Source organism: Lentilactobacillus hilgardii (assembly GCF_009832765.1).
GTDB lineage: Bacteria > Bacillota > Bacilli > Lactobacillales > Lactobacillaceae > Lentilactobacillus > Lentilactobacillus hilgardii.
The window spans coordinates 1-15,486 of record NZ_CP047124.1; the positions used below are offsets into that span (position 1 = coordinate 1).

General features: G+C 36.8%; 18 protein-coding genes and 1 pseudogene. 7 read left to right on the forward strand and 12 right to left on the reverse strand.

All coding sequences use genetic code 11. The features are described from left to right. Positions 1 to 156 precede the first annotated feature (156 nt). The 5 genes from GQR93_RS14995 to GQR93_RS15015 form a co-directional block, all read right to left on the reverse strand. Positions 157 to 972, reverse strand: a complete 816-nt coding sequence (locus GQR93_RS14995) for an NUMOD1 domain-containing DNA-binding protein (RefSeq protein ID WP_159298860.1) — start codon at positions 970 to 972, stop codon at positions 157 to 159. A gap of 26 nt (positions 973 to 998) precedes the next feature. Continuing rightward, complete coding sequence (locus tag GQR93_RS15000) at positions 999 to 1,649, reverse strand: NUMOD1 domain-containing DNA-binding protein (protein ID WP_159298861.1); 651 nt, start codon at positions 1,647 to 1,649, stop codon at positions 999 to 1,001. A 250-nt stretch (positions 1,650 to 1,899) separates the two neighbouring features. Beyond that, positions 1,900 to 2,424 (reverse strand): hypothetical protein, encoded by a 525-nt coding sequence (locus GQR93_RS15005; RefSeq protein ID WP_159298862.1) that lies wholly within the window; start codon positions 2,422 to 2,424, stop codon positions 1,900 to 1,902. A gap of 231 nt (positions 2,425 to 2,655) precedes the next feature. Then, positions 2,656 to 2,871, reverse strand: coding sequence for a hypothetical protein (locus GQR93_RS15010; protein WP_159298863.1), 216 nt, complete (start codon positions 2,869 to 2,871; stop codon positions 2,656 to 2,658). A 6-nt stretch (positions 2,872 to 2,877) separates the two neighbouring features. Further along, a complete protein-coding gene (locus tag GQR93_RS15015; protein WP_159298864.1) occupies positions 2,878 to 3,663 on the reverse strand; it encodes a ParA family protein in 786 nt (261 codons plus the stop codon). 399 nt (positions 3,664 to 4,062) lie between these two features. Between GQR93_RS15015 and GQR93_RS15020 the strand changes: the two genes are divergently transcribed. The 3 genes from GQR93_RS15020 to GQR93_RS15030 all read left to right on the forward strand — a co-directional run bounded on the left by GQR93_RS15020 (position 4,063) and on the right by GQR93_RS15030 (position 7,229). After that, a complete protein-coding gene (locus GQR93_RS15020) occupies positions 4,063 to 5,058 on the forward strand; it encodes a replication initiator protein A (protein ID WP_159298865.1) in 996 nt (331 codons plus the stop codon). A gap of 409 nt (positions 5,059 to 5,467) precedes the next feature. Beyond that, a complete protein-coding gene (locus tag GQR93_RS15025) occupies positions 5,468 to 6,346 on the forward strand; it encodes a replication initiator protein A (protein ID WP_159298866.1) in 879 nt (292 codons plus the stop codon). 517 nt (positions 6,347 to 6,863) lie between these two features. Further along, positions 6,864 to 7,229 (forward strand): DUF5839 family protein, encoded by a 366-nt coding sequence (locus tag GQR93_RS15030; protein ID WP_159298867.1) that lies wholly within the window; start codon positions 6,864 to 6,866, stop codon positions 7,227 to 7,229. 120 nt (positions 7,230 to 7,349) lie between these two features. Here the strand turns inward: GQR93_RS15030 and GQR93_RS15495 are convergent, their stop codons facing one another. From GQR93_RS15495 to GQR93_RS15045, 4 genes are all read right to left on the reverse strand, one after another. Then, positions 7,350 to 7,793 (reverse strand): hypothetical protein, encoded by a 444-nt coding sequence (locus tag GQR93_RS15495; protein WP_225442060.1) that lies wholly within the window; start codon positions 7,791 to 7,793, stop codon positions 7,350 to 7,352. A gap of 323 nt (positions 7,794 to 8,116) precedes the next feature. Then, a complete protein-coding gene (locus GQR93_RS15500) occupies positions 8,117 to 8,518 on the reverse strand; it encodes a relaxase/mobilization nuclease domain-containing protein (protein ID WP_225442061.1) in 402 nt (133 codons plus the stop codon). Next, positions 8,500 to 8,703 carry a plasmid mobilization relaxosome protein MobC gene (gene mobC / locus GQR93_RS15505; RefSeq protein ID WP_225442062.1) on the reverse strand — a complete coding sequence of 68 codons (204 nt, stop codon included), beginning with the start codon at positions 8,701 to 8,703 and terminating at the stop codon, positions 8,500 to 8,502. Before mobC ends, GQR93_RS15500 begins: the two co-directional genes overlap by 19 nt. 576 nt (positions 8,704 to 9,279) lie before the next feature. Continuing rightward, positions 9,280 to 10,066, reverse strand: a protein-coding gene (locus GQR93_RS15045; RefSeq protein ID WP_159298868.1) for an IS5 family transposase whose coding sequence is annotated in 2 segments (ribosomal slippage) — positions 9,280 to 9,805 and positions 9,804 to 10,066 — 789 coding nt in all. Because the reading frame shifts where the segments join, the coding sequence is not laid out codon by codon here. 56 nt (positions 10,067 to 10,122) lie between these two features. On the opposite strand from GQR93_RS15045, the pseudogene GQR93_RS15680 reads away from it, so the two are divergent. The 4 genes and pseudogenes from GQR93_RS15680 to GQR93_RS15645 form a co-directional block, all read left to right on the forward strand. Further along, a pseudogene (locus GQR93_RS15680) lies at positions 10,123 to 10,380 on the forward strand (integrase core domain-containing protein); the annotation flags it as partial. 951 nt (positions 10,381 to 11,331) lie between these two features. Beyond that, the gene (locus tag GQR93_RS15635; protein WP_318651932.1) at positions 11,332 to 11,457 is read left to right on the forward strand and encodes a hypothetical protein; all 126 of its coding nucleotides are present in this window, start codon (positions 11,332 to 11,334) and stop codon (positions 11,455 to 11,457) included. Between the two features lie 331 nt (positions 11,458 to 11,788). Next, entirely contained in the window at positions 11,789 to 12,781 is a 993-nt protein-coding gene (locus GQR93_RS15640) for a hypothetical protein (protein ID WP_318651933.1), read from the forward strand. Next, a complete protein-coding gene (locus tag GQR93_RS15645; protein ID WP_159298869.1) occupies positions 12,715 to 13,161 on the forward strand; it encodes a hypothetical protein in 447 nt (148 codons plus the stop codon). Before GQR93_RS15640 ends, GQR93_RS15645 begins: the two co-directional genes overlap by 67 nt. A gap of 231 nt (positions 13,162 to 13,392) precedes the next feature. Here the strand turns inward: GQR93_RS15645 and GQR93_RS15065 are convergent. The 3 genes from GQR93_RS15065 to GQR93_RS15075 form a co-directional block, all read right to left on the reverse strand. Beyond that, positions 13,393 to 14,180, reverse strand: a protein-coding gene (locus GQR93_RS15065; protein ID WP_159298870.1) for an IS5 family transposase whose coding sequence is annotated in 2 segments (ribosomal slippage) — positions 13,393 to 13,922 and positions 13,922 to 14,180 — 789 coding nt in all. Because the reading frame shifts where the segments join, the coding sequence is not laid out codon by codon here. A 137-nt stretch (positions 14,181 to 14,317) separates the two neighbouring features. Continuing rightward, complete coding sequence (locus GQR93_RS15070; RefSeq protein WP_159298871.1) at positions 14,318 to 14,758, reverse strand: NUMOD1 domain-containing DNA-binding protein; 441 nt, start codon at positions 14,756 to 14,758, stop codon at positions 14,318 to 14,320. Positions 14,759 to 14,956: 198 nt separating this feature from the next. Next, positions 14,957 to 15,133 (reverse strand): hypothetical protein, encoded by a 177-nt coding sequence (locus tag GQR93_RS15075; protein WP_159298872.1) that lies wholly within the window; start codon positions 15,131 to 15,133, stop codon positions 14,957 to 14,959. Positions 15,134 to 15,486: the final 353 nt, after the last annotated feature.

Consider the following 15,486-nt stretch of genomic DNA (forward strand, 5'->3'; position numbering starts at 1 on the left):
TTTGCTGGGATAATTTTTCATAGCTTAAATTCGCTTTTTACATAGAAGTATATCAAAAATCATAGATCTTGGACAGCTTCTAAGGGATTTGCTTTTTTTCATTGATTGAATTAAGCAAATAATTCCATTTGAATCCTAGTTTAATAATGGTCAAAATTAAGTTTTAGCAAACAACTCATCAAGGGTAATTGCATTCGATTTATATTTCTTTAATCGCTTGTTAAAAGCATTATAACTGATACCAATGTATTGGGCAGCTTCCTTGTAAGAATAGAAAGTTCGTCGATGATATTTAATCATATGTCCCTGTGAATGCTTCGGCGATCTGAACAATTGTTCAATAGTGAATTCACCATTGAGATACTTTTTCAAACGTCCATTAAAGGCAGCACTTGAGATACCAATATAATCATAGGCAGCCTTATATGAGTTAAAGGTTATTCCTTGATAATGGAGTTTAATAGTATTTAGCTGTTTAGCCCGTAAATTAGTTGAGTTCCGAGAATAGAGGTCATCAATATCGTATATTCCTTGATGATAACGCTTTAGCCTTTCAGTAAATTTTGTTGGTGTAATACCAACATATTTAGCAGCCATTAATTTATTTTCAAATACTTTTTTGTGATACGGAGGTAATTCGTAGGATTGGTATTTTACTGATGAAAACAATTCATCTAAAGTAATTTGATCTGCATAATATTTTTTTAACCGCCGATAAAAAGTTGTTTGAGAAACACCCGCGCTTTTAGCAGCTTCCTGATAATTGATAAAAGTCTCACCATGATAGGTGAGACTTTTATGTTTCTGTAATTGTGTTTTTTTTCCAACGGAGTTAAAAAGTTCTGCAAGCGAGAACTGCCCACTCTGATATTTTTGGTATCGTTTAGAAAAACCTGTTGCAGTCATACCAAGAAAATTTGCTGCTTGTTGATAACTTATAAATCGCTTTCCCTTATAAACAATTGGTTCCATATATGATCCCCCCCCTATAATTGAACTCAGTGTTTCTGACGGCGAAACAGCTCATCAATGGGCAATTCTCCAGATAAATATTTATGATATCTTGCGGAAAAGGCCGATTGAGAAATGCCGAGATACTGACAGGCTTCTCGTTGAGTTTCAAAAGTGTGCCCATTATAGGTTATTGCCATTGTTTTAGAATGCTTTTTCTGTAGTTCAAGTGGATCGGAAGCAAAAATATCATCTAAAGTATAGTCACCATTATAATAACGCCTTAAGCGTTGTGTAAAAGTATTTTGACTAATTCCTAAATAACTAGCAGCCTCTTTCTTGCTGTTAAATATTTTTCCGTGCCAATCAGGCATGGGATAAATTGTGTACTTAGGTTTTTTAAATAAATTTTCTAAAGATATTTCACTTCTCAGATATTTTTTATACCGCCTATTAAAAGACACTGAAGTAATGCCAATAAATTTAGCTGCTTCTGCATGACTACTAAATTTTTGATTTTTATAATAAATTAGATGTGTTAAATGATAATTACCATCATAAAAAAGGTCATTAAGGTCATATTCCCCAGCTTCGTACTTTCGATAGCGTTTTGCAAATCCTGTTTTAGTAATACCAATAAAATCAGCTGCTTGTTGATAAGAGGTAAATGTTTTGTCTTTATATTGAATAGGTTTCATTTTTATTTACTCTCCTTTTATAAAGAATATAACTATTAATAACAACGCTAACGTTCATAACTATTAATTTAATCATTATTGACATTATATTCTTATATTAATTTTTCATCTCAATCACAGATCAAAAGCCACTCATCGATAAACTAATAGGTTAAAAAAGCAATTCCTGTTAAGATAATAGTTAAGGCTAAAATAAGCCACCAATTATTCCGCCAAAAATGATTAATATCCATTAATTCGGTTCTCCTATTTAATTAACTAGGTGATTTAATAAAAATTCAGCTAACTTGGCTTCTACCACATTATATTTATCTAGCAAATCCTTAAATTGAAATAAATCATGCTGTTTTAAAGATTTGTGTTCGATAGTTATCCTTTTTAGCACCGCAATTAAGCTGACTAATTGTTCACGATCCTCCAATTGAACGATTGAGAGTAAACTTTCTATGTCTTTAAAAGAAAATGTTTTAATTGCCAAAGTATTGATCCAACTTTGTGGCTTTTGGCAGCGGTTATGGTCACTATTCGTTTCAAATTTAAGATGATAGCTGTAATGAATTCTTTCAACATTTGTAATGTAATATTTATCTCCTTGAAAATCAATAAAAATATCTTCATTTTTAATCCTAAAAGAATGATCATCTTCATTAAAAACTAGATAAAAAATCTGATTAACATAGTCAGGAAAAGCCATGACCGTTCCTATGAGTTTTTCCTGACGATAAATTTGATATCTATTAATCATTCTTTTGCTCGATTCAGCTTGTCGAGACATTGACTTCCCACCACCATTTAGTATATTTCAGAACCAATGTTAATATTTACTTGGTCTCCTATTAACCATTCATATTGTGTTTATTAGCTTATCTTATTGTATCATGATGACTAAGTTCTAATTTACGAAAAGGCAACAAAAGAAAGTCAAACCTAATTATGATTATCTTTTGTGATTTATAATAAAAGATTAATTTTTTATTATAAATCACAAGTCTAAGCTGTTAATTATTTATTTGCGTTGAGAAAGTCCTTCATGAATAAGCTTTTCTAAGACATCAACAATTTTCTCATCATTTTCAAAAGCAATTCGTTTAATCTTTTTATATGTGCTCATACGAACTTGAACAGTCTTAGTTTTTTCCGTTTCGAATTGGTATGGACTCTTTAGATTACCAAGTTGCTCAGACGCTTTTTTACTAACTTTATTTAAAAAATCTTCTGTCATAATAAATTACCCCTCTAACTGTTGAATCCTAAGTAGTTGTTCATTAAGAACCATTTGATACATTTGAATTGCTCTTTTATCCCAACGATCTTTATCTCTTATTCCTTCATTAGTGAATGTTTTAACTCGTTCTTGAGTTCTAATTGAATTCGAAAAAACTCCTTCACCAAAAAAATCTTTTGCCCGAGCAGTAATTTCAGCATCAACTTTTGCTCGTGGTTTCATTAAATATAGTATGACACCAACTAGTTGAAAATCCCCATCATATTGTTCTCGTAGTTCACCTAAATGTGTAGCAGTTTTCAAAGAACTTGTATATGATTGCTTTTGGGTTTGTAAAACAATTGAAATGAAATCTGAAGCCATAATGGCATTGTTAGTAAAGACATTAATGGTTGGCGGAACATCAATAAAGATATAATCATAATTTGTTTTTAACTTTAAAAGCATTCTTGATAACAAGATATTACGTTCAGTTTGACTAACCTTTTCTACAGCACCAATCCATAATGACAAGGTCCAATCTGTAGGAATCATATCAATTTTGTCTGTAACAGAAACAATCGATTTTGATAAGTCCCCTCTGAGAAGGCCTTCATATAATGAAAGTTTCGGCTTCAAAATAATATGATAAGTTTCCCTCATAATTTCAGTTGCATTTCCCTGGGGATCAAAATCTATCAGTAATACTTTTTTATTTTCTTGACCTAATAAATAGGTTTCCATGACGGTTAAAGTAGTCTTACCAACCCCACCCTTAAAATTAAAGTTTAATAGTGTTTTCCCATTCATAATAGCACCTGCCTCTTTAATAAAATTTTACCATCTTTTGTGATTGATCACAAAAGATAAAAAATTTATCATTTATCATTTTTAATAAAAGCATTTACTTAATTTGCCCAAAATGCTATGCTTTATTTATAAACAAAAAATCTCAATCCACTTAGAATTGAGATTCCCTATAGTATTAACCAGTAGCTACCCAACAGCTACTTAGTTCAATCAATTTTCACCACCAAGTTAAAATTGATTGAACATTGTAATCTTGTTTATGAATTAATTATACCGCAAACAGCCCCTTAGGAGCAAGCAAAGGTAAAATGAAAAACAAGAACAGTGGACTAAGTAGCTGGTAAAAGCTATTTAGTCCATTTTTATCTAACCAAGGTTACGAGAGGAGCTTTCATTTATATGAACCAAGATAATTTCTATAAAGTCAGCGAAGTTTATGCAGAAACCTATTACCAACTACCCAAAGTTCTATTTACAAATGATAACTATAAAGGGTTAAGTAACGATGCAAAAGTAGCTTTTGCCCTTTTAAAAGATCGTTTTAATTATTCAGTTAGAAATCACTGGGTTGATGAACAGGATAATTTGTATTTTGTTTACACCAACCAGGCACTGAAAGAAATCTTAAATTGTAGTGAACCAAAGATAATCAAAATCAAAAAAAATTTAGAAACTGCTCATTTATTATACCAAAAAAGAATCGGCATCAATCAACCTAACCGGTTATATTTACTAAAGCCTGAAGTAACCGCTAACGATGTTTATAGACAAGTAAGCTCCCAATCCCTTGATAACAGCGGAACTAAAAATTCTTTAGTTCCAGTAAATTCAACAAACACCGACTGTCAAACCCTTGATAACAGCGGAACTAAAAATTCTTTAGTCAATCTATATAAAGAACATAAAGATATAGATAAATCTAGATACAATATAGATACTCAAAAGTTAGACTTTTCCACAGCCCAATTCTCACCAGCAGAACTAGAAAAGCAAAACAAGGATTTGGTGAACCATGCTAATGATTTCTTAACTGATGAAGATAGTGGCTTACCCGTTTTCTTAGAACCCGAAGCCGTACAATTACTTAGTTTCTGGTGCCGCACCCCGAAACAAATGCGCCGGTTTATTGGTATTATCTTGAATGCTAAATATCGAGTTGAAAAGGATCATCAGGACATTGGCGTCATAATCCCACTTGATGATAAGGAACTGAAGCCTTTAATGACTAAAGCCTTGAGGCGCTACTTTAACGCCCTGAGAAGTAATGAGAAGCATATCAAGAACATTGAAAACTACTTGTACGGCACCATGCAAAACTTGTTTGGCATTTGGTGGAATAAACGAGCTAACAAACAATGGAAAGCAAAACATAAGCCAAAATTCACAGACCAATAAAAGCACCAAAAAGCTTCAAAAATCTTATCTCAAATGTTTTTTAGCAAACTAGAACCACGTTTAATTAACAATGAAATTATTTACAGTCCACTCTAATTTAGATATTTTTGTGTAAACATTGACAATGAGTTATAATTAATTCAATAAATATGAGTATGAAAAAAGGCACTGATTATAGAAGTCCGTCCAAAAACTTCTATAATCAGCCAACAAGTGAGATAACCACTTGATAGCCTTTAGTGCCAATCCTGTAAACATATTTTGAAAGAAGCAGGAATTAATTCCCTACTTCCCATTATATGAAATAAGATTGGTAAATGCAAGATACATAGTTGCAAACTAAAGAGGATATCAAGTTAAACGGAACTTGTTATTCTCTTTTTTTACTCCTAAAACCAAGGAGATAGTAATGATGCAATTTTTCAAAGTAAAAGAAAGCAACTTAAATTCAGATTTAAAAGGTGGCAATGAGATTCTAATTTATTCATTGCTAGAAGATCGCATGCAAGCCAGCACTAAGAACAAAGATTTTTTCAGTAAAAAGTTTAATGATTATTATGTTATTTACACCCGTGATGAGTTAGCAATGAAGTTAGGCGTTAACGTCAGCACAATTACAGAAGTTTTTAAACGATTAGTAAAAAAGGGTTATTTAGTTATGAAGCACCAATTCAATGGGGCAACTAAACTATTCTTACCAAAATTTGAGAATGAAACCAATCCAGAAGCCAATCATGACAACGTAAAACGGGAAATCCAACGTCCTGAAATTGGAAAACCCAATTCTAGTAGAACACCTAATTCAAATAATAAACAAACAATATATACAAGAGATACCTATCCAGAGACTAATTCTAAAAAAATTGTCGCTATCACTCAAAAAGAAAAACAGGCAGCCAAACGAAAAAAATTAAATGAACTTGAAATAAATGCTTTAAGTAATTCGTTAGAGACTAAAGCCGGCTTTAGCAAGCGAACAGTTAACATGCTCAAAGCCTTATCCTTTAATGATCCTAAAAAACTTTATCAATTAAGTGGCATGGTGTTCAAAGCTAAAAATGTCGTTAAGAAACAGGCTAGAAACGTTAGAAACAGCCAACTTGCTTTAAGTTTTGAGAACAACAATCGTTATGAAGATATGGCAGTCGATCTTCAAAGAATTGTCATGACAGCTAGTAGAAGTAAAAGAAGTAATGTTGAGGGGTATATTTTCAGTTCATTAGTCAATTATTTTCAAGAAGCTGTTAACGATTATTGCTGTCATGACGTTCAAAGCGTGATTGGTTAAGGTGAATCAATTACCATTAATCTAAGAACGCCACCGAAACACTTAATTGTTACTAATGAAATTAGCCGTTTTCAGTGATTACATTAGGGTAGGCCCTAGCTAAACAACTTGATATCAATATATGCAAAAAGCCCGCCCATAGGGTGATGAGCAGGCCAATTACGCATATTTTACCGAGATAAATTTTGTACACTCAGGTGTACAATGGCTATTATAAAAGGCTTAGTTAATAAATAAAACCTCTTCCGTTAAGAAGAGATTTTAGCCGTCAACTATATTTCGGTGAAATAACTTGATTGGAGTTATAACTTGAGTTTATACTGGTCAATTTAAAAAAGCAAAAGGTTAAGTTAGAAGGGTAAAACATGTTCTTTTCAATTTTTTTCGGTATGATTTTATTAGCAATGGGGATCATATTAGTAGCCCTGCTATTTTCTTTGAGAGCTTATATTTAAGGGTTGAAACCAGCCTATCCCACACTAAGCAACGACATTATTAACAAAATGGAGGTCTTTTTATGAATCAAGGGCATCGAATTGAAACCGTGATTAACGGCCATCATGTGAACAAAAATCATTATTTTAGTCTTAAAAGTTACCAATGGCGAGTTCGCCATCACAAAACCGTGGGGAAAAAGAATCTTGCGATTGGTCAATTAGCTTGGGTAGAGGTGACTGGTCAACCTAAACCGGTTTTAGTGATCATTACCGGGATTCACACGTTAAGCGAGGCTGCTGATCGCCAGGTCGCACGGCAGTTAAAGACCGTCAAGACGATTACGACTAACTCAGTTAAAGATTTGGACGCCATCACTCGGGATAACTTTGATCAGTACCTAGCTGCTCACCCCCAAGGAGACGCCTTTTATCGACCCAAAAAATGAGTTAACAACCCAAAAACGAGTCCCGTTAAAATCCCGGTTGGGATTACCGCTAGCAAATAATTCTTAATTTCAAACCACGAGAACCGCTTTTTCGTGGTTTGTAACTGCTGCTCCACTTGATTAGCGGTTTGGGCCAGCGTCTCTTGGATAGTCTGGTTCACTTGGTCGCTGAGTTGGCTGAGGCGCTGGTTGTTTTGGCCTTGCTCGGTTTGAATCCGTTTGAGTGCGGTTAGATTTTCCTGACTGATCAGGTTGGTCTGCTTTTTGAAACGTTGCGTAGGCGCTTTGTAAGGTCTGTTTTAATTGGGCTTGCGAGCTGGCGTTGCTGCTGTCTAAGTTGTTTAAGGTCGTCTGAAATTGTTGATTGACCTGTTGAGCGGTTTGTTCGATTTGTCGCAGTTGTTGATCGAGAGATGTTTTGGCTGTGGCTTGCAGTTGAATCTGAGTGCCCTGGTAATTCCGGAGTTCGGCTATGGTCTGATTGAGCTGGGTCAATTGTTGGGTTAACGGTTCGTTCTGGTTGCTGGTTGGTTCTTGATTGGGTTTGTCGGCTTGCCAACTCATTAAAAATCGTCTCCTTTTCATAATCAATCCCGAGTTTGGTTCCCCGAGACTTGTAATTGGTGCCTAAAAGCTGATAAGTGAGATTCTTGCCACGCTCCCATACTTTGACTGCCTGTTGCTTTAAATCAGCTTGGAAGGCCTGAAAATCGCAAATCAGGGGATTCTGCATGGTGTGATCGACGGCTTGGCGAATTTGATCTTTCAAGTGGGCTGCTGTTTAGCTCGTAGTTTAATTTCAGCCATTGAGCGTTTTTCATGCCGGTTGGGATCGGGTTGCGTGACCATTAAGCTGTGTTCCTGACAGACTTGATCCGTGATGTGGACTAAGTGATCACGGTATTGATGCCAATTACCGTGCATTTTTGACCGGTTTCGAGGTTAATCGCGCCAATGACGGCATGAACATGCAAGGAATCGGTATCGGCATGTTCGTAAAGGGCCACCTGTTGATTAGGATAGGCTTTGGCATAAACTTCTTTAGCAACGGCTAAAACAGTTGTCTGATCATGAGGATCTTTAGGATTAAATTCCAACGGACTAAAGGCAATCCGGCTGGCATACGCTTGGGTTCTACCAGGATTGCCATAGATGTCCCGAACTTGTTTAAATTCACTTTTAGCGTACTGAATATCTAAATTGAGGCCATCTTGTTTGACGGCCCGTTTTTCAGCGTAATTGACTAACCGGGACGCACTGGTGGAACGTTTTATATGAGTTGTTGCCATACGTGTTGCACCTCGTTTTGTAAGTCTCTTAACGCCTGGGGATTGACTTGACCACCCTGATTAGCATGATGGGCCAATTGATTAAGATTACCGCCAATTTTAGCTAATTGATGAGTGATGTTCTGGGCATCTTGGGCGGCAATCTTGGGGGCAACTAAGCGCGCCCCTGGGCCTTCTTTTGACAAAAGCCGGCACGGACAGATTTAAAGTTTGCGCGGAACGCGCCAGCTTTAAATAGTCCGGTTCACTCACCCGAAAATTAATTTGTTTGCTAGCCTGACGATGAACCGGAGTCGTCTTTTTGTGCTAGCCAGATTTTGCAGTTCGTTCACAAGTCCCACCTCCGTTGCCCTACGGGCAAAGTTATTCGAGATATCAAAAAGTCGGATCAGCCGACGGCTGATGACCTCCCTAATGATAATCGAATAACAGAGGCTTGGCAACCAACCCGCATGCTAGCCACAAGACTGCGTTTGTGACAGCTGCGGTGCTTGCAAGGGGACAGCTAACGCTCCCCTTGACCCCCAAGTTCGCTGCGCAATGCCAAAATGGTTAGCCGGTTGGCTAGCCACTTTTTGGCAAAAGCTGCGCGTTTTTTTACTCAGATTTTGCTGGCAAAATTGAGTAAAAAAATCGGCCAGACGAGGACAGTTGGCCGAATGATTTTGCATCATGAGCATGCTTTCAGCAGGAGCAGTGTTTTTGATGCTCAGAGCGTCCTTGGTAAGTTTGCCGAGCAATGACAATTTTTTAGAAGCTGTCTAAAATCTCTTAAGTAATAGTGCTAAAAACGCTAAAACGACCATTTGCAGACTGGTGGTTAATTGACGCTCACAATTTTTCCAAAGTCGCCGACAATTCTCTAGCCAACTAAAAGATCGTTCGACTACCCAACGTTGGGGCATGACTTCGAATCGATGCAACTCATTGCGCTTCGCAACCTGCACGGTTGCGTTTAAATTACTGGCTACATCGAGCTGAAAATTAACGCCTGAATAACCACCATCAACTAAGACATTTTGAACCTGGCGTAAATGCATGGCATGTAAAGCGATCATGGCACTGGCCCCGTCTCGATCAGAGACGTTCGCTCGCGTCATGTGAATGGCCTGCGGAAAGCCATTGATATCAACTGCCAGATGGCACTTAATCCCCGAGATTTTCTTACCAGCGTCGTAACCTTTGTTTTCAGCAGTAGCGGTGTTTTTGACGCTCTGAGCGTCAACGATAATAAAGGAAGTTAAAGCTGAACGTCCTTGGTAAGTTCGCCGAGCAATGACAATTTTTTAAAACTTGTTCCAATAAAGAATCAGCCGTAGGCTCAGCTTTAGTTGACCAAATTTTGTAATAGTTGTAAACTGACCGCCATTCTGGGAAATCACCGGGGACTTGACGCCATTGGCAACCGGTTTTCAAGACATATAGGACCGCACAGAAGACCTCGTAGAGGTCATATTTTCGAGGCTTAGTTCGCTTACGAAAATTTTCTAAAGCTGGTCGAATTAATTCAAATTGTTGCCGAGTAATATTGCTGGGATAATTTTTCATAGCTTAAACTCGCTTTTTACATAGAAGTATATCAAAATCATAGATCTTGGACAGCTTCTGAGCTACATATCCGCCACTCATACAGCCGTAAGGGTTGTCCGTATGATAATGCGCCAATGGAATCCTTTCACGCTTCCCTCAAAAAGGAATGTGTTTATCCAGTGCCGGTCTTTGAAGATTATGAAACTGCCGCTGCCGTCCTTTTTGAATATGTGCATGCTTTCTACAATAGGAAGAGAATTCATAGTTCACTGGGCTACCAGACCCCCTTACAAGTTGAAATTACAACACTTACGAGCCCAATGGCCGCCTGATTTAATGCTTTCCAGGGTTCAAATAAGTTATTAATCGCGATTAATGATTTATTTGAGCTGTGGAAGGTAAACGCGGTTCTGAATGTCTCTTAAAATCTGTCTCAAATATTGACTTCAATCCAGTTATTTCAAAATATCAAATAGGTTACATTAAAAATATTGGCAAGAAAAAGGTAATTACTTTAATTACCTGTGCTTCGGGTAAACCGGAAGAGTCTAATCGAATTATGATTCGTGGAGTTCTTTCATTTTCCAATTGATAGAAACAATCTAATCATAAAAAGCATTATTCAAGAAAAAAAGTGAACAGTCTTTTGTGACTTGTGTTATGCTTATAGCACAGATGTTTAATATCCAAGTGTTAGCGTCTGTACCCCCAAAGAAAATATAGTTTCTCTTTATAAGAATTATGTTTTCTCCAAATTAATATTCATATTTCATGTATATGTTTCCCCAAACACATACGTATTGACAACCTTCCCTTAGCGAAAGGTTGTTTTTTATTACTTTCCTTCAAGATATGTCTCATAGTAGATGTCCTTATCCTTGATTCATAGTTAATAATTGCTTTAGGAACACAACAAAGGGCGTCTATCAAATGATAGACGCCCTTTGTTGTCGGGGGTAAAAAAAAATACTAACTGATATCATTTATATTCTGAGGGGAATAATTTTTACAGCATAATCAGTTTTATAAAGATAAACTGATTATATTTTGCATTATACCACGTTATTACTTAGAATATTTTTGAAAGACTTTAATATAATTATTTTTTTTAGGTATTATTTCTTTAATTAATTACGTAAAGATGTTAAAAAGTTACAATACGCGGTTTTCTTTGCATTAAACGCCAGTTATGCTATACTTTATAGCAGCAAGTTAGCGGGGGTATGTTTATTGCATGCTTACATAACTTGGATAATTTATATTTATTTAGGAGGAATTAACACATGAAAAAGTCTATGAAAAAGACTTTATTTGCTGGCGTTGCTGCCTTGGCATTTGTTGCCGTTGCAGGAACAAGCACAAACGCCAGTGCAAAGTCATTTGCTAAGGTTACATCTAATAAAAATTAACTTCCGACGCTACTACTCGTAACGTTAACGTTAATGGTTCTAACGCTCTTTATACCAAAGCTGGTACTTTAAAGGGTGCTAAATTTGTTGCTACTAAAACTACTTTAAATGGTCTTAAGGACAGCAAACAAGGTCAGAAGAACTGGCGCGCGCATATCGTGTTGCTACTACTAACCGTGGCTCAGTTTACTACAAGGTCGTATCATTCGATAAGACTTATCGTGGCTGGATCTATGGTGGTAAGAGCACTTCAGCATTTGCTGGCGGTATCGCTTCATACGACACTACTAGTGCTGCTTCATCAGCTCCTGCTTCATCAGCAACCTTCACTTTGAAGACTCCTGGTACTAGCAGCTTAGCTTACAATGCACCTGCTTGGTCACAATACAAAGTGGGCCGTGCTACTGTTGATGGCAAGGTAGTTACTACTACTGCACCATACTCTGGCGCTTCATTCACTGTTACTAAAGCCGTAACGACTTCTCGTGAAGGCGAAACTTGGTACCAAGTTTCTGCTGCCCCTGCTAGCTCAGCTTCAACATCAAGTGCTAACTCATCAGCTGCTTCTTCAGCATCAGCTTCCGCTGCTGCTCAATCCGCTGCCGCTCAATTGAACGGTAAGTGGATCAAGGCTTCTGATCTGCAAAGTACTTCAGCTAGCTCAAGCGCTACACCAAAACCGATTGCTGATAATTCAATTCGGATCAACTTTACAGATGCCTCTGGTAAGAGCATTGCTAGCTTAGATTACGTTAAGGCTAATGCTAAGAAGGGTGATTCATTCGGTTCGCTTCAAGCAAATTCCACTAATACTGGATATACTTGGAAGTTTGATGCAACCACAAACACTGCTGACTTACAAAATAAGATTGATGCAGCACTTCAAGGTACCGGATACGCATTTGATGTGACTAATAATGCCAACAACCAAGCAGTTATTGCACAAGCTAAGACTGGTGATACTGTCAATGTTCAATTATCAAAGGGCAATACAGTTTATCAACAGCTTTCACCATATGCTCACGATACAACGGCTACTGATCCAACAACTGCTGGTGATAAGTTAACTGCAACTAGTGCAACTTCAACAAATCCTGCAGTATTTGTTGGTATCCCTAATGAACCAATTACAGTTCCTGCAGCTACTGATAGCGATGCTAATGGATTGACAGCTCCTTTCACTGTTGATTTATCTGGTATTTTAACCACTAATGGTTCGTTAGATTCTACTAACCTAAAAAAGTTTATACTGATCTTTTGGCAGCACCAACTGCACAAACAGATGCAACGAGTGCGACCTATAAAACTCGAGTTGCTGATTTGAACGCTGCTATTGCAAAAGCTGCTGCACGCTCATATATTGCACCTGCTAATTTGAATGTTACTGATTTATTCAGTGGTACTCAAGGCGCATCATTCAGCGGAAGTGATGTTATGACTTATCTTAATAGCAAGAGTGCTCTTAAGACTTTGAAGTCAGCTGTATTCCCATCATTTGATGATAATGGTACTGTAACTTGGAAGCAATTCACTTATACTGCTTCAAGTGCTAATAGCGGTACATTTGGCTCAACCCCTGTTCAAGTAATCTACAATTATAATTCTAGTGCTGCCAGTCTGAGCGGTTCCCTTCAAAGACAACACCTGGTACTACTAATCCATTTGCTTAAATTGATGGTTAAAGTTTTAAATTCTCCTTTATAAAAGACATATTCATGGAACACAATATGAATTTTTTTAAGGACAGTAAAAGGGTTTCGAGATATACTCTCGAAGCTCTTTTTATTTGACCCCAGATATCAATATACTTTTTGTGGTCAACTTCATTATTACTTTTTAAAATATTACCATTAATTTTTATCAACCCCAATGAGCAATTCCGATATGATACACTAATAGTAAATTGTGTTGTTGAAAACACTTCTAAGAAGCTGTCTAAAATCTCTTAAGTAATAGTGCTAAAAACGCTAAAACGACCATTTGCAGACTGGTGGTTAATTGACGCTCACAATTTTTCCAAAGTCGCCGACAATTCTCTAGCCAACTAAAAGATCGTTCGACTACCCAACGTTGGGGCATGACTTCGAATCGATGCAACTCATTGCGCTTCGCAACCTGCACGGTTGCGTTTAAATTACTGGCTACATCGAGCTGAAAATTAACGCCTGAATAACCACCATCAACTAAGACATTTTGAACCTGGCGTAAATGCATGGCATGTAAAGCGATCATGGCACTGGCCCCGTCTCGATCAGAGACGTTCGCTCGCGTCATGTGAATGGCCTGCGGAAAGCCATTGATATCAACTGCCAGATGGCGCTTAATCCCCGAGATTTTCTTACCAGCGTCGTAACCTTTGTTTTCAGCAGTAGCGGTGTTTTTGACGCTCTGAGCGTCAACGATAATAAAGGAAGTTAAAGCTGAACGTCCTTGGTAAGTTCGCCGAGCAATGACAATTTTTTTAAAACTTGTTCCAATAAAGAATCAGCCGTAGGCTCAGCTTTAGTTGACCAAATTTTGTAATAGTTGTAAACTGACCGCCATTCTGGGAAATCACCGGGGACTTGACGCCATTGGCAACCGGTTTTCAAGACATATAGGACCGCACAGAAGACCTCGTAGAGGTCATATTTTCGAGGCTTAGTTCGCTTACGAAAATTTTCTAAAGCTGGTCGAATTAATTCAAATTGTTGCCGAGTAATTTTGCTGGGATAATTTTTCATAGCTTAAATTCGCTTTTTACATAGAAGTATATCAAAAATCATAGATCTTGGACAGCTTCTAAGGGATTTGCTTTTTTTTTCATTGATTGAATTAAGCAAATAATTCCATTTGAATCCTAGTTTAATAATGGTCAAAATTAAGTTTTAGCAAACAACTCATCAAGGGTAATTGCATTCGATTTATATTTCTTTAATCGCTTGTTAAAAGCATTATAACTGATACCAATGTATTGGGCAGCTTCCTTGTAAGAATAGAAAGTTCGTCGATGATATTTAATCATATGTCCCTGTGAATGCTTCGGCGATCTGAACAATTGTTCAATAGTGAATTCACCATTGAGATACTTTTTCAAACGTCCATTAAAGGCAGCACTTGAGATACCAATATAATCATAGGCAGCCTTATATGAGTTAAAGGTTATTCCTTGATAATGGAGTTTAATAGTATTTAGCTGTTTAGCCCGTAAATTAGTTGAGTTCCGAGAATAGAGGTCATCAATATCGTATATTCCTTGATGATAACGCTTTAGCCTTTCAGTAAATTTTGTTGGTGTAATACCAACATATTTAGCAGCCATTAATTTATTTTCAAATACTTTTTGTGATACGGAGGTAATTCGTAGGATTGGTATTTTACTGATGAAAACAATTCATCTAAAGTAATTTGATCTGCATAATATTTTTTTAACCGCCGATAAAAAGTTGTTTGAGAAACACCCGCGCTTTTAGCAGCTTCCTGATAATTGATAAAAGTCTCACCATGATAGGTGAGACTTTTATGTTTCTGTAATTGTGTTTTTTTTTCCAACGGAGTTAAAAAGTTCTGCAAGCGAGAACTGCCCACTCTGATATTTTTGGTATCGTTTAGAAAAACCTGTTGCAGTCATACCAAGAAAATTTGCTGCTTGTTGATAACTTATAAATCGCTTTCCCTTATAAACAATTGGTTCCATATATGATCCCCCCTATAATTGAACTCAGTGTTTCTGACGGCGAAACAGCTCATCAATGGGCAATTCTCCAGATAAATATTTATGATATCTTGCGGAAAAGGCCGATTGAGAAATGCCGAGATACTGACAGGCTTCTCGTTGAGTTTCAAAAAGTGTGCCCATTATAGGTTATTGCCATTGTTTTAGAATGCTTTTTCTGTAGTTCAAGTGGATCGGAAGCAAAAATATCATCTAAAGTATAGTCACCATTATAATAACGCCTTAAGCGTTGTGTAAAAGTATTTTGACTAATTCCTAAATAACTAGCAGCCTCTTTCTTGCTGTTAAATATTTTTCCGTGCCAATCAGGCATG

Coding starts and splice junctions, on each gene's coding strand:
- GQR93_RS15025 (WP_159298866.1), top strand. CDS start 5,468: ATGATGCAATTTTTCAAAGTAAAAGAAAGCAACTTAAATTCAGATTTA.
- GQR93_RS15010 (WP_159298863.1), bottom strand. CDS start 2,871: ATGACAGAAGATTTTTTAAATAAAGTTAGTAAAAAAGCGTCTGAGCAA.
- GQR93_RS15500 (WP_225442061.1), bottom strand. CDS start 8,518: ATGGCAACAACTCATATAAAACGTTCCACCAGTGCGTCCCGGTTAGTC.
- GQR93_RS15075 (WP_159298872.1), bottom strand. CDS start 15,133: ATGGAACCAATTGTTTATAAGGGAAAGCGATTTATAAGTTATCAACAA.
- GQR93_RS15000 (WP_159298861.1), bottom strand. CDS start 1,649: ATGAAACCTATTCAATATAAAGACAAAACATTTACCTCTTATCAACAA.
- GQR93_RS15005 (WP_159298862.1), bottom strand. CDS start 2,424: ATGTCTCGACAAGCTGAATCGAGCAAAAGAATGATTAATAGATATCAA.
- GQR93_RS14995 (WP_159298860.1), bottom strand. CDS start 972: ATGGAACCAATTGTTTATAAGGGAAAGCGATTTATAAGTTATCAACAA.
- GQR93_RS15030 (WP_159298867.1), top strand. CDS start 6,864: ATGAATCAAGGGCATCGAATTGAAACCGTGATTAACGGCCATCATGTG.
- GQR93_RS15495 (WP_225442060.1), bottom strand. CDS start 7,793: ATGAGTTGGCAAGCCGACAAACCCAATCAAGAACCAACCAGCAACCAG.
- GQR93_RS15070 (WP_159298871.1), bottom strand. CDS start 14,758: ATGGCTGCTAAATATGTTGGTATTACACCAACAAAATTTACTGAAAGG.
- GQR93_RS15635 (WP_318651932.1), top strand. CDS start 11,332: ATGAAAAAGTCTATGAAAAAGACTTTATTTGCTGGCGTTGCTGCCTTG.
- GQR93_RS15020 (WP_159298865.1), top strand. CDS start 4,063: ATGAACCAAGATAATTTCTATAAAGTCAGCGAAGTTTATGCAGAAACC.
- GQR93_RS15015 (WP_159298864.1), bottom strand. CDS start 3,663: ATGAATGGGAAAACACTATTAAACTTTAATTTTAAGGGTGGGGTTGGT.